Source organism: uncultured Sphingosinicella sp. (assembly GCF_963974575.1).
Lineage (GTDB): Bacteria > Pseudomonadota > Alphaproteobacteria > Sphingomonadales > Sphingomonadaceae > Sphingosinicella.
In genome coordinates, this window is sequence record NZ_CAXBBQ010000005.1 from 190,231 (window position 1) to 202,775 (window position 12,545).

10 protein-coding genes are annotated in these 12,545 nt (G+C 64.7%); 9 read left to right on the forward strand and 1 reads right to left on the reverse strand.

The genetic code is table 11. From position 1 onward, the window contains the following. Window positions 1-13: 13 nt before the first annotated feature. Window positions 14-2,632, reverse strand: coding sequence for a zincin-like metallopeptidase domain-containing protein (locus AAC014_RS11165; RefSeq protein WP_339708431.1), 2,619 nt, complete (start codon window positions 2,630-2,632; stop codon window positions 14-16). 370 nt (window positions 2,633-3,002) lie between these two features. Here AAC014_RS11165 and AAC014_RS11170 point away from each other — a divergent pair, with 370 nt between their 5' ends. The 9 genes from AAC014_RS11170 to trbF all read left to right on the forward strand — a co-directional run bounded on the left by AAC014_RS11170 (window position 3,003) and on the right by trbF (window position 12,419). Then, a complete protein-coding gene (locus tag AAC014_RS11170; RefSeq protein WP_339708434.1) occupies window positions 3,003-5,033 on the forward strand; it encodes a conjugal transfer protein TraG in 2,031 nt (676 codons plus the stop codon). 4 nt (window positions 5,034-5,037) lie between these two features. Further along, window positions 5,038-5,460 carry a CopG family transcriptional regulator gene (locus AAC014_RS11175; protein WP_339708437.1) on the forward strand — a complete coding sequence of 141 codons (423 nt, stop codon included), beginning with the start codon at window positions 5,038-5,040 and terminating at the stop codon, window positions 5,458-5,460. Further along, a complete protein-coding gene (gene trbB, locus AAC014_RS11180) occupies window positions 5,457-6,434 on the forward strand; it encodes a P-type conjugative transfer ATPase TrbB (RefSeq protein WP_339708440.1) in 978 nt (325 codons plus the stop codon). Before AAC014_RS11175 ends, trbB begins: the two co-directional genes overlap by 4 nt. Continuing rightward, a complete protein-coding gene (locus AAC014_RS11185) occupies window positions 6,434-6,763 on the forward strand; it encodes a TrbC/VirB2 family protein (RefSeq protein ID WP_339708442.1) in 330 nt (109 codons plus the stop codon). Before trbB ends, AAC014_RS11185 begins: the two co-directional genes overlap by 1 nt. Beyond that, the gene (locus AAC014_RS11190) at window positions 6,760-7,035 is read left to right on the forward strand and encodes a VirB3 family type IV secretion system protein (RefSeq protein WP_339708444.1); all 276 of its coding nucleotides are present in this window, start codon (window positions 6,760-6,762) and stop codon (window positions 7,033-7,035) included. The genes AAC014_RS11185 and AAC014_RS11190 overlap by 4 nt, the downstream gene beginning before the upstream one ends. Beyond that, the gene (gene trbE / locus AAC014_RS11195; protein ID WP_339708447.1) at window positions 7,029-9,494 is read left to right on the forward strand and encodes a conjugal transfer protein TrbE; all 2,466 of its coding nucleotides are present in this window, start codon (window positions 7,029-7,031) and stop codon (window positions 9,492-9,494) included. Before AAC014_RS11190 ends, trbE begins: the two co-directional genes overlap by 7 nt. Continuing rightward, on the forward strand, window positions 9,491-10,216 hold the full coding sequence (gene trbJ / locus AAC014_RS11200) for a P-type conjugative transfer protein TrbJ (protein WP_339708450.1): 726 nt from the start codon (window positions 9,491-9,493) through the stop codon (window positions 10,214-10,216). The genes trbE and trbJ overlap by 4 nt, the downstream gene beginning before the upstream one ends. 127 nt (window positions 10,217-10,343) lie before the next feature. After that, the gene (gene trbL / locus AAC014_RS11205) at window positions 10,344-11,633 is read left to right on the forward strand and encodes a P-type conjugative transfer protein TrbL (RefSeq protein ID WP_339708707.1); all 1,290 of its coding nucleotides are present in this window, start codon (window positions 10,344-10,346) and stop codon (window positions 11,631-11,633) included. 3 nt (window positions 11,634-11,636) lie between these two features. After that, window positions 11,637-12,419 (forward strand): conjugal transfer protein TrbF, encoded by a 783-nt coding sequence (trbF, locus tag AAC014_RS11210; protein ID WP_339708453.1) that lies wholly within the window; start codon window positions 11,637-11,639, stop codon window positions 12,417-12,419. Window positions 12,420-12,545 lie beyond the last annotated feature (126 nt).

Consider the following 12,545-nt stretch of genomic DNA (forward strand, 5'->3'; position numbering starts at 1 on the left):
CCATCCGCCGCCGTTATGCCGCCGCCCGCGCTTCCTCGGATTTCGCCAGTTGATGCAGATAGGCAACCGCACGTTCGGCGTGGGCGGCGGCCTGAACGATGGCGTGCGTATCGTTCTGCAAGACCTTTATCCAGCTTGCCAGATAGCTGGCATGATCATGGCGAGGTTCGATGGCGAGGCCAAGGTCGGCGGAGAGGAAAGCTGCTCCCAATTCGGCGACAAGTTCCTCGCGGGCATAGCCTTCATCGCCCCATTTTTCGCGGCCAAAGCTGCGGTCCAGGCGGCTCGCGTGACGAGTCCAGTGCACGGTTTCGTGGCCTCGGGTGGTATAATAACTATGGGCGTCGTGGAAGGCCGCAAAAGGCGGAAGTTGGATGCGGTCGGCTGACGGCATATAAAAGGCACGGTCACCGCCGTGGTTCACGGTTGCGGGGATGCTGGCAAAGAAAGCCTCCGCGCACTCGATGCGTTCAACCGCCGGCGCGGTTTCCGGTACGCTATGGAACCGTTCGGGCAATCCGTCGATCTGCGCCACGTTGAAAACGGTGTAGGTTTTCAAGAAACGGAACGTCTCTTCCCGGTCCTCGCCACCGGCTTCGTCGCGAACGGTCTTGTTGCTGTCACCATGCATTGCCGCGCGCAATCTTCGGCGATGGACTTCCCCGCGTGCAGCCGGATCGGCAATCGGATAGTCGGCTACCGGCTCACGAACTAGGGCAATGACGTCCTCGCGCCGACCCGCGAGCAAAGCCAGATTGGCGACATGGCTAGCGGCATAGGGATCAGCCATCCGCCGGGCCATCAAATGATCGGCGGCGCGCGCGCCCATTGCAGACATCGCCGATGCACCGGCTTCACGAAGGAAATACTCGAAATCCTCGTCGGCAAAGCTCACCAGCTCGTCCGCGAGAACCAAGCCGGGCGCGAGGTCCGCTATGAGGTCACGGATATGTGCCGGTTCAGCGCCGAGTACGCCAGCAAGCTGGCCGATCGGCACTGGCCTTGGCAGCACGATCAATGCCGCGCAGAAGCGGGTCAGCTCGGCAGTGCTGCCAGACTTGGTCCGCGCTTCCTCAAAGCGAGTTGTGAAGATCAGCTCGAGATTTTTGCCGTTCGGCTTGAGATAGTCGAGCGCGGCGTCGGCTACTTCACCGGCAAATTCGATGGCATAGCGCTGCACCCGCGGATTGCCGCCCGAATGGAAATGGAACTCCTCATGCCAGTCCTCGGCTTGCGGCCCCAGCCTGGCTTCTGCAAAGCGGATGGATTCTTCTGGCCCGAATGGTCCCAACGGGACCGGGACAACATCATCTGGAAGTTCGAGATCGGCGAGGCGGCCAGTCCGCGCGCTGAACATCAACCGGACATTTGCCGGCACCCCGCCCAGCCGCGCGAGATCATGCACAAAGGCGCGCTCGGGCGGTACGCACTGCGATGCTGCGGTAACTGCGTTGTCCGCGGCGTCTACAGCAATGACCAGCAACGCATCGGGATGCCTCGAAGCCAAGGCAGCGGCCGTCGCATCCAGCTTCCGTGCAAAGCGGCGCGGATGATCGACACCCGTTTCGGAGAATAAAGGCGGCAATAGCAGCCGAGCGGCTGTGTCATTGGCAAGCTGCAAGAATGCATCTTCGGCGCGATGCCGGTAGCTGTTGGAATTGAGATAGGTGCCGCCGCCATAACAGTCATAGACGATCAGCTCGGAGCCCGTTGGCAGGCGCTGCGCGAGATCCTGCAAGACCGTCGTCTTGCCCTCACCGCCCGCACCCGCCAAACAGATTTTCTGCGTGCCTTGGGCGAACAGCGTTTCAATCGCGCCGGCCGCGGCGCGGGGAACCAACTCGGAGACGCGGGCTATCTCGGTCGGACAAGGATAGAAGATGCGCTTGTCAGCATGGCCGAAGATGCCGAACACGCTTTCTGCGGTAATTGTCTCCCGGCTGCCTTCGGGCCGCATCCGCTTGCGGATAAACTCGCGCAATACCGCAAACTCGGCCCGTACGTCGCCATCTGCGAGGCCGGAGAGCGTCTGAATGACCCGCTCCTCATGCGCGAACCGCGACTGGTTGCCACAATCGCTGAAGTCCAGGGCGGGAGCAAAAGCGGCAAACTCGGCGAGTGTCAGGCCACTCGCCTTTTGCAGCTTGGTTCGCATCGCATCGCCGGGTGCTGCGACCAACGCATCCAGCACTTCTTGCGCAAGTGGCTGGTTGCTGGCGAGCTTCACGACAATCTTGTCCGCAGCATCAAGCTCGCGCCGCTGTTTGCGCATCCCCTTCCAGGCGCTGGCAAGGCGGGCGATCAGCGCGTTGGTCTTCGCCTTGTTTTTCGCATAAGCGAGCCGCGCTACGGTCCAAGGCGTATCGGGATCGCTTCCTGAATATTTGAACTGGACGAGGTCAACGCCTTCGATCGTGTCGACATCCGGACCGTAATAGAAAGCGGCATCAACCCCATCCCACAAGGCTTCATCCAGACCCTCGGCATCATCGGCACGAACGCCCTCGACCGTGAGTTCAACGAGATCGGTCCCCGGTGTGATCAGTTCTAGTGCGCGGCGTGCGGCCCAGAGCTCGTGATATTCGTCGCCGGCATTGCTTCCGCGCTTGCCACTATAGTCGGTTCGCGCCACTCTGGTGCTCGCCTTTCGTAAATCCGGAATATTTTACGACTAGATTTAGCAAATCTGGAACATCTGTCACTGCTCTGTCGCATGACCGCCCTTGGGAACCCATGTATTTGGATCGACTGACCGATTATTGAGCGCGAAGTTAATAAGCCGATCCAAAGTTCGGGATGGCCGCTATCCCCATTGCGCGTCCGAAAGGAGACAAACCGGAACGTCGAACATTGCGGTCGAAAGCTGCCCCTGCTGGCGTCGAAAATTTCAGTTTGCGTCAATAAGCACTAATATGCATCAAAACTGTACTGTCCCGGGCTGCCCACAGATCTGATCATCCCGACTCGTGAAGACGCGGCTTTTGCCCGTCGGGAGGTGCGGGATGACGCCCACAAAACTTCTCATTGGCCAGATGCTGGCGGTTCTTGCCGTCATGATGCTGGGCGTGTGGGCGGCGACACAGTGGGCGGCGGCGATGCTGGGCTATCAGGGCGCCCTCGGGCAGGCATGGTTCACCCTCTTTGGCACACCCGTCTACGATCCCTGGTCGATCTTTTTGTGGTGGTTCCACTATGAGGCGTACGCGCCAGAAATCTTCGACGAAGCCGGCCTGATTGCCGGCGGAAGTGGATTTCTGGGCTGCGCAGCGGCTATCGGTGGCTCGCTGTGGCGCGCCCGCCAGCAGCGCCGGGTCACGACCTATGGTTCAGCGCGCTGGGCGGGACGACGGGAAATCGCGCGCGCAGGGCTGTTTGAATACTCCGGGGTGTTTCTCGGCGGCTTCAAACGGCATTACCTCCGCCACGATGGCCCGGAGCATGTCATGGCGTTCGCGCCGACGCGGTCGGGCAAGGGCGTGGGCCTCGTCGTCCCCACGTTGCTCAGTTGGACCGGATCGGCCGTCATCCACGATATCAAGGGTGAGAACTGGGCGCTGACCGCCGGCTGGCGACGGCTGTTTTCCCACTGCCTGCTCTTCAACCCGACCGATGTCCGTTCGGCATTCTACAATCCGCTGCTCGAGGTACGGCGCGGTAGCCAGGAAGTGCGCGACGTCCAGAATATCGCCGACGTGCTTGTCGATCCTGAAGGCGCGCTTGAACGCCGCAATCACTGGGAGAAGACCAGCCACAGCCTGCTCGTCGGTGCGATTCTGCATGTCCTTTACGCCGAGGAGGAGAAAACGCTGGCCCGCGTCGCGGCGCTGCTCTCCGACCCTGAGAGGAGCTTCGTCTCGACGCTCGGGCGGATGATGGCGACCAACCACCTCGGCACGGCCGAGGCGCCCCGGGTCCATCCGGTGGTCGCATCCGCGGCACGTGAACTCCTCAACAAGAGCGAGAACGAGCGCTCGGGGGTCCTGTCGACTGCGATGTCGTTCCTCGGGCTCTACCGCGATCCCACGGTTGCGATGGTCACGTCACGCTGCGACTGGCGCATTGCCGATCTTGTAGAGGCTGAGCGTCCGCTCTCGCTCTATTTTGTCATCCCGCCTGCCGACATTTCCCGGACAAAACCGCTCGTCCGGCTTGTTCTGAACCAGATCGGACGGCGGCTGACCGAGGATCTCAAGGGCGCGAAGGACGGGCGCCGTCACCGCCTGCTTCTGATGCTTGACGAGTTTCCGGCGCTCGGCCGTCTCGACTTCTTCGAATCCGCGCTCGCGTTCATGGCGGGGTACGGAATCCGTGCTTTCCTGATCGCGCAGTCGCTCAACCAGATCGCCAGAGCTTACGGCGAGAGCAACGCTATCCTCGACAACTGCCATGTCCGCATCACATTCGCGACCAACGACGAGCGCACCGCGAAGCGGATCTCGGACGCCCTCGGCACGGCCACCGAGCAGCGGGCAATGCGCAACTATGCCGGCCACCGTCTCGCGCCGTGGCTCGCGCATGTCATGGTCAGCCGCCAGGAAACCGCGCGGCCACTGCTGACCACGGGCGAGATCATGCAACTGCCGCCCTCCGATGCGATCGTCATGGTGTCGGGGCTCGCGCCGATCCGTGCGAACAAGCTGCGCCACTACGCCGATTCCAATTTTACGCAGCGCCTGCTGCCGGCGCCGAAGCTCGAAGGCGACGTTTATGCAGATCGGCCGGTTCTGCGCGCGCACGACTGGGAAGGATATGGTCCCAGGCCGCTCGTGAAGCGCCCGAAAGCCTCTTCCGACGCGTCCGAAACCAGAGACGGGGGACTGCAGCGCCAGCGGGTGCCGGGGCAGAAGCTGCGAAAGATGAAGGCGGTGCAGCCAGCGCCCGAGCCTGCCCATGATGGCGGCGACGCCGATGCGGCCGCAGACAAGCTGGCCATGGATCAGGCGCGCGCCACCGGAAGGGTCCAGCAACAGGGCGTGCAGCGCGCGCATGCGATGAATCAGGGTCGCGGTCGCGACCTCGTCCCGGGGATCTGACGCGATGAAGACGCGGCACAACCTCTATCTGGAGCGCGAGATCGGCGACGCGCTGACGGCCATGGCGGCGGCGCCGGGGACAAACAAATCGAAGATCGCGACCGAGGCCATTGCCGCCTACATGGCGCGGCGCGCACAGCGCGAGATCGATGCGCTGATCAAGCCGCGCTTCGACCGGTTGTCGCGGAACATCGGGCATCTGCAGCGCGATCTCGGCGTGCTGATCGAGGCGTTCGGCCTGTTTGTACGGCATCAGCTCATCCTTTCGGCCGGTGCGCCGGACCCGGGTCCGGCTGTGCTGGCACTCGGCCATCAGCAGTTCGAAGCCTTCATCGGACAACTGGGGCGGCAGCTTGCCGCCGGAAAATCCGCGTTCGCCTTCGAAGAAGCTGGGGAAGAAGAGAGCGATACGGAGATCCCGGCATGAGTCCCGCGATCGCCCTCGAACGGCGCCGCACCATGCTGCAAACGGCGATGGGACCGGCGATCGGCGCCGCGCTCGGCGATGCGCGCGTCCTCGAGATCATGGTTAATCCCGACGGCGCACTCCGCCTCGACATTGCGGGCGAGGGGTGCATCGATACCGGCGTGCGAATGGGCGCAGCCGACGTCGAACGCATCATCCGCCTCGTCGCCAGCGGTACGCGGACCCCGGCGCATGCGGGGGCGCCCATCGTCTCGGCGGAGCTGCCGACGGACAGGGGCGGGGCAGGGGAACGGTTCGAGGGCGTGCTGCCGCCCGTATCGACCGCACCCTGTTTCTCGATCCGCAAGCCGGCGGCGCGCATCTTCACGCTTCTCGATTATGTTGAGGCGAATGTTCTGACGGCCGAGGCTGCGCGCGTTCTGGCGCTCGCCGTCGCGGGGCGCCGTAACATCCTGATCGCGGGCGGGACCTCGTCGGGAAAGACGACGCTTGCAAATGCGCTGCTCGCCGAAATGGCGGGTATCGACGAGCGCATCATCCTCATCGAGGACACGCGCGAACTGCAGTGCGCAGCGCGCGACAGCATTTCCCTCAGAACCCGACCGGGCAGCGTCAGCATGGCCGACCTCGTCCGCTCGACGCTGCGCCTGCGGCCCGACCGGATCGTGATCGGCGAGGTGCGGGGCGGAGAGGCGCTCGACATGCTGAAGGCCTGGAATACCGGCCACCCCGGCGGCATTGCGACCGTCCATGCCAACAGTGCGCTGGCAGCGCTCTACCGGCTCGAACAGCTTGTCGAAGAGAGCGTCGTGAACGCGCCGCGCCGGCTCATCGCCGATGCGCTCGACATGGTCGTGTTCATTTCGGGGCGCGGTCCCGGCCGGCGCGTGAGCAGCATTCTCGGCGTCGAGGGCCTCGATGCCGCCGGCGTCTGGTCGGTCACACCCATTCATCCCGAGCAAGGAGACAAATGATGACCCGTAATTTCTCGCGCCGTTCCGCCCTCGTGCACGCGGCAGTTTGTGCACTTGTGGTGGGCATGGCGACCAGCGCCCATGCGGCAGGTTCCGGCATGCCGTGGGAAGAGCCCCTGCAGCAGGTGCTCGAATCGGTGCAGGGTCCCGTCGCCAAGATCGTCGCGGTGATCATCATCATCGTAACCGGCCTCACGCTGGCGTTCGGCGAATCCGCAGGCGGCTTCCGGCGGCTTATCCAGATCGTCTTCGGCCTGTCGATCGCGTTTGCCGCGAGCTCGTTCTTCCTCTCGTTCTTCAGCTTCGGTGGCGGGGCACTTGTCGGATGAGCGCGCACATCGGCGCCCCGCCCGAAGGCTTCGAGGTGCCCCTGCACCGCGCGCTTGTCGAGCCGATCCTGCTTGGCGGAGTGCCGCGCACGATCGCAATCGTGAACGGCACTGCCGCCGCCGCGCTGGGGCTGGGGCTTCAGCAATGGATCGCGGGGCTCGCGCTCTGGGCGCTCGGTCATACGCTTGGCGTGTTCGCCGCGCGGCGCGACTCCGACTTCGCGACCGTCCTTGCGCGCCACATACGCCAGAAGGGATACTGGTCGTGCTAGCGCTCCACGAATACCGCCGCCGCACCGACCGGCTCGCCGACCATCTGCCATGGGCAGCGCTTGCCGCGCCAGGCGTCGTCCTCAACAAGGACGGGAGCTTCCAGCGCACGCTCGCGTTCCGCGGTCCCGATCTTGAAAGCGCGGGCGAGGCGGCACTCGTCTCCGTCTGCGCGCGCGCCAACAATGCGCTGAGGCGCTTCGGCTCAGGCTGGGCGCTCTTCTTCGAGGCCGCGCGCCAGGAAGCGCCTGGCTATCCTTCAAGCCGTTTCCCCGACGCTGCCTCGTGGCTCCTCGACGAGGAACGCCGCGCCGCGTTCGAGGCTGCCGGGCAGCATTTTGAAAGCCGGTATTACCTGACGCTCGTCTATCTGCACCCGGCCGATCAGGTCGATACGGCGGGGAGGGTGCTGCTCGAACGCGGCAGTGGCGACGCAGCGCAGAAGGGCCGCGACTGGCGGCATGCGCTTCGCGAATTCATCGCCGAGACCGACCGGGCGCTCGATCTCTTCGCGGGCTTCATGCCCGAAGTGCGCGCGCTCGGCGACGCCGAAACGCTCACATACCTGCACAGCGCGATATCCGCGCGCCCGCATCCCATCAATGTGCCCGACGTTCCCATGTATCTCGACGGGCTGCTCGTCGACACGCCGCTCGTCGGCGGGCTCGAGCCAAGGCTCGGCGATCTTCATATGCGCACACTGACGCTGACCGGATTTCCGGGGGTCAGCCGTCCGGGACTTCTCGATGCGCTGAACGGAGCCGATTTTGCGTACCGATGGGTGACGCGCTTCATTGCGCTCGACAAGGCGGACGCGGCGCGTGTGCTGACGCGGCTCCGCCGGCAATGGTTCAACAAGCGCAAGTCGATCACGGCGCTGCTCCGCGAGATCATGTACAACCAGCCCGCGCAACTCCTCGACAGCGACGCCGGCAACAAGGTCGAGGATGCCGACCTTGCGCTTCAGGCGCTCGGCGAAGACAGCGTGGCATTCGGCTATCTGACGACGACGATCACGGTCGCAGATCGGGACCGAGCGCGCGCAGACGAAAAGGTCCGCGCGGTCCTGCGCATCGTGAACGGTCTCGGTTTCGCGGCCATTCGCGAGGAGGTGAATGCCGTCGAGGCCTGGCTCTCCTCGCTTCCCGGTCACGTTTACGCGAACGTCCGCCAGCCGCTCATCCATACGCTCAACCTTGCGCATCTGATGCCGCTCGCTGCGATCTGGGCAGGCCCTGAGCAGAATGGCCACCTTGACGGCCCGCCGGTATTCCACGCCGAAACGCGTGGATCGACGCCGTTCCGCCTGTCGACGCACGTCGGCGATGTCGGGCACATGATGGTCGTCGGCCCGACGGGCGCGGGGAAATCGGTGCTTCTCTCGCTGCTCGCGATGCAGTTCCGCCGGTACGACGGCGCGCAGGTCTTCCTGTTCGACAAGGGGCGTTCAGCACGCGCGGCAACACTCGCGTGCAGCGGTGGATACGCGGATCTTGGCCTTGTGGCGAACGAGGCCGTGCTAGCCTTTCAGCCCCTGAGGCATATCGACGTGCCCGCCGAGCGTGCCTGGGCGGACGACTGGATCTGCGGTCTTCTGGCGCACGAAAAGCTGATCCTGACCCCGGAGATCCGGGAGACGGTCTGGTCGGCGCTCGCCAGCCTTGCTGGCGCGCCGCCTGCCGAGCGGACGCTGACCGGGCTTGGACTGCTTCTGCAATCGGAGGATGTTCGCGCGGCGCTCGCGTCGTTCACGCTCGAAGGGCCTTACGGCGCGCTTCTCGACGCATCTGACGACGCGCTCGCCATCGCCGATCTTCAATGCTTCGAAACCGAGGCGCTCATGGGTACGCCGGGTGCGGCAGCGCCAGTGCTCGCGTATCTGTTTCATCGCCTCGAAACGCGGTTCGATGGCCGCCCGACACTCCTCATCCTCGACGAGGCCTGGGTCTTTCTCGACCATCCGCTGTTCGCAGCGCGGCTTCGCGAATGGCTGAAGACACTGCGCAAGAAGAACGTCGCGGTCGTGTTCGCGACGCAAAGCCTTGCCGATATCGCTGGCAGCGCCATTGCGCCTGCAATCATCGAAAGCTGCCCGCAGCGTATTTTCCTGCCGAATGATCGCGCGCTGGAGCCGCAGAGCCGCGAGGGCTATGCACGCTTCGGACTCAGCGGCCGGCAGCTCGAGATCATCGCGCGCGCGGAGCCGAAGCGGCAATATTATCTGCAGTCGGCGCGCGGCAACCGTCTGTTCGAACTCGGGCTCGGACCCGTCGCGCGCACGTTCTGCGGAACCTCCGACGCGGCCGGGCAGGCGCGCATCGACGCGATTCTCGCCGCGCATGGCCCGGATGGCTTTGCAGCTCACCTCCTTGAAAGCGCCGGTCTCGACTGGGCCGCCGCGCTGCTCGCCGATTTTCCAGGCGCCCTTTCTACCCCCGAAAAGCAGGGAGACCGACCATGAAAACCCGTTCGCACGCATGGCTATTGCGCGGTGCCCTCTGGTGCGCGCTCGGCATATCGACGCTGACGCTCCCCGGGCCGGCGCTTGCGATCCCGGTGTTCGACAGTGCCAACTATGCACAGAACCTCCTCGTGGCCGCGCGGACGCTCGCCCAGATCAACAACCAGATCCGGTCGCTGCAGAACGAAGCGCTGATGCTGACGAACATGGCGAAGAATCTCTCGCGTACGGCCTTTCCCGAGGTCGATGCACTCGCCCGGCGTCTTGCCGAAATCGATACGCTGATGAAGCGCGCGAGCGGGATCGGCTTCGAGATCGCGGACTTCGACGCGCAGTTTCGGGAGCTGTTCCCGGACGCCTTCGATGCGGCGGCGGGCAGCGACGCGCATGTGCGCGCCGCGCGCGGTCGACTTGAAGCGAGCATGGCAGCGTTTCGTCATACGATGGACGTGCAGAACCGCATCGCAGCCGATGTCGAGGCGGATGCCGGGACGCTCGCCGCAATCATAGCGCGAAGCCAGGACGCCGAGGGCAGCCTGCAGGCGCAGCAATCAACGAACCAGCTGCTCGCGCTCGCCGCGAAACAGCAACTGCAAACGCAGCAGATGCTCGCCGCGCAGTTCCGGAGCGAAAGCGCCGAGCTCGCACGTCGCGCGCAGGCGGAAAGCGACGCGCGCGCCGCGACACGCGCCTTTCTGGGATCAGGCAAGGCCTACGAATGAGTTGAGACGGGCGCAGCTCCACCCCTCCCGGCTGCCGCCGTCTCGCCGCGGATGTCCCCGTATGGACTGTCGCCTCCAGGCCCCGGGGGCATCCGCGGCAAAGCTTTGAGGAAGCGTGAGCGAACACATGGACGACCTCGGCGTCATCGACCGGTTTCTGGATGTCTTCATCCGCTACATCGACAGCGGCTTCGGCCTGCTGGGCGGCGACGTGGCGTTCCTCACCACGATCCTGATCGGCATCGACATCACGCTCGCCGGACTGTTCTGGGCGCTCGGCGGCGAGGACGATGTCATCGCGAAGCTCGTGAAGAAAATCCTCTACGTCGGGGCTTTCGCGCTCATTCTGAACAACTTTTCCGTGCTCGCCGATATCGTCTTCCGATCGTTTGCAGGGCTCGGGCTTGTCGCCGGCGGCGGCACGATCAGCGCAGACGACCTCCTGAAGCCCGGACGTCTCGCCGGCACAGGGTTCGAGGCGGCCTGGCCGCTTCTTGATCAGGCGAGCAAAATGCTGGGTTTTGCGAGCTTTTTCGACAATGTGCTCGTCATCACCGTACTGCTGATCGCGTGGGTGATCGTCATCGCCGCGTTCTTCGTTCTCGCGGTCCAGCTTTTCATCACGATCCTCGAATTCAAGCTGACCGCGCTCGCGGGCTTCGTGCTCGTGCCGTTTGCGCTCTGGAACCGCACCGGCTTCCTCGCCGAGCGCGTGCTCGGCAATGTCGTGGCCTCGGGCGTCAAGGTGATGGTACTCGCCGTCATCGTCGGCATCGGCTCAGGCTTCTTCGGCGACTTTGTTGGTGCGCTTGCCGGCGCGGAGCCCGATATCGGCGCAGCGATGAGCCTCGTGCTCGCCAGTCTCGCGCTTTTCGGCCTTGGCGTCTTCGGCCCCGGCATTGCCTCGGGGCTTCTCGCGGGCGCACCGCAGCTTGGCGCCGGCACGGCATTCGGTACGGCAGCGCTCGCCGCGGGCGGACTTGCCATGGGCGGCGCAGCCGGACTTGCAGCGGCCCGCGGGCTCGCAGGCGGAACACTCGGCGCGATCCGGGCAGCGACAACGATGGGCGCCGCAGCCTCGACCGCTTACCAGCTCGGTCAGGAAACCTCGGGCACGACCACGATGCGAAGCGGTCTGGGCGGAGTTGCTTGGGCGGCAAAGGCCGGTGCCGTCCGGCGCGCCGGCGAGGCGCTCGGGATCGGTGCCGCCGCCGAGCGCGGGCGCAAGGCTGCGTGGCGGGCCGGGATGGCGCCCACAAGAGGTGCAAACGCCTCCGGCGAATCCGCTCCCGCCTGGGCGCAGGCGCTCCATGCCCGGCAGATCCAGCGCCAGCGCCGCCATGCCGTGGTCCATGCGCTCCGCGATGGAGACCGCGGCGGCGCGGGCGCAGCGCCCGACATCAGCGAAAGGGATTGAATGATGATCTTCAAACGAAGCCTGCAGCGTTACGGACAGACGCCCGAACCGGAAACGCCCTACCAGCGTGCCAGTCAGCTCTGGGATGAGCGTATCGGAACAGCGCGCGTTCAGGCACGAAACTGGCGCCTGATGGCGCTCGGCAACCTCGCGCTCACAGCGGGACTCGCCGCTGCGCTCATTTGGCAATCGCAGCAGTCTCGCGTCGTGCCCTACGTGGTTGAAGTCGACCGGCTCGGTCAGGCACTCGCGGCCGTACCGGTGACGCAGGATTATACGCCCGGCGACCCACAGATCGCATGGCATCTTGCGCGGTTTATCAAGAACGTCCGCAGCGTGGCGCTTGATCCGGTACTGATGCGCGAGGCGTGGCTCGCCGCCTACGATTTTGCGGATGGCCGCGGCGCGCGCTTTCTCGATGAGTACGCACGCGAAAACGATCCTTTCGCGGAGATCGGAAACCGCAGTATCTCGGTGCAGGTGACGAGCGCGCTGCGCGCCTCGGCGCGCTCGTTTCAGCTGCAATGGACCGAGCGCCATTATCAGCATGGCAGCCTTGCACGAACCGAGCGCTGGAATGCGATCCTGACCTTCGACGTCCGGCCCCCGCGCTCCGTAGATGTCCTCCGCAAAAACCCGCTTGGACTCTACGTCACTGCCATCGACTGGAACCGCGAGCTGGAGCCTGAAAGCGCGGGGCCGCCTGAACAGCCCGTCACCGCGGAAATGCCTGCGGAAGCGAAGGGCGATTTCCTCATGCCCACAGAAACGAGGTCAGAACCATGAACCGATCATATCCCAAATCCCTTTTGCTGGTCGGCATTGCCGTCGGTACTGGTACAGCAGCGCCGGTAGCACGTGCCGATGCGTCATCGCTTCAGATACCGGCCGGCATCGCCGGCTCCAGCGTGC

What these genes read in the sequence shown, in the direction of transcription:
- AAC014_RS11170 (WP_339708434.1), top strand. Translation starts at nt 3,003, where the DNA reads ATGACGCCCACAAAACTTCTCATTGGCCAGATGCTGGCGGTTCTTGCC.
- AAC014_RS11190 (WP_339708444.1), top strand. Translation starts at nt 6,760, where the DNA reads ATGAGCGCGCACATCGGCGCCCCGCCCGAAGGCTTCGAGGTGCCCCTG.
- AAC014_RS11175 (WP_339708437.1), top strand. Translation starts at nt 5,038, where the DNA reads ATGAAGACGCGGCACAACCTCTATCTGGAGCGCGAGATCGGCGACGCG.
- trbJ (WP_339708450.1), top strand. Translation starts at nt 9,491, where the DNA reads ATGAAAACCCGTTCGCACGCATGGCTATTGCGCGGTGCCCTCTGGTGC.
- AAC014_RS11185 (WP_339708442.1), top strand. Translation starts at nt 6,434, where the DNA reads ATGACCCGTAATTTCTCGCGCCGTTCCGCCCTCGTGCACGCGGCAGTT.
- trbB (WP_339708440.1), top strand. Translation starts at nt 5,457, where the DNA reads ATGAGTCCCGCGATCGCCCTCGAACGGCGCCGCACCATGCTGCAAACG.
- trbL (WP_339708707.1), top strand. Translation starts at nt 10,344, where the DNA reads ATGGACGACCTCGGCGTCATCGACCGGTTTCTGGATGTCTTCATCCGC.
- trbF (WP_339708453.1), top strand. Translation starts at nt 11,637, where the DNA reads ATGATCTTCAAACGAAGCCTGCAGCGTTACGGACAGACGCCCGAACCG.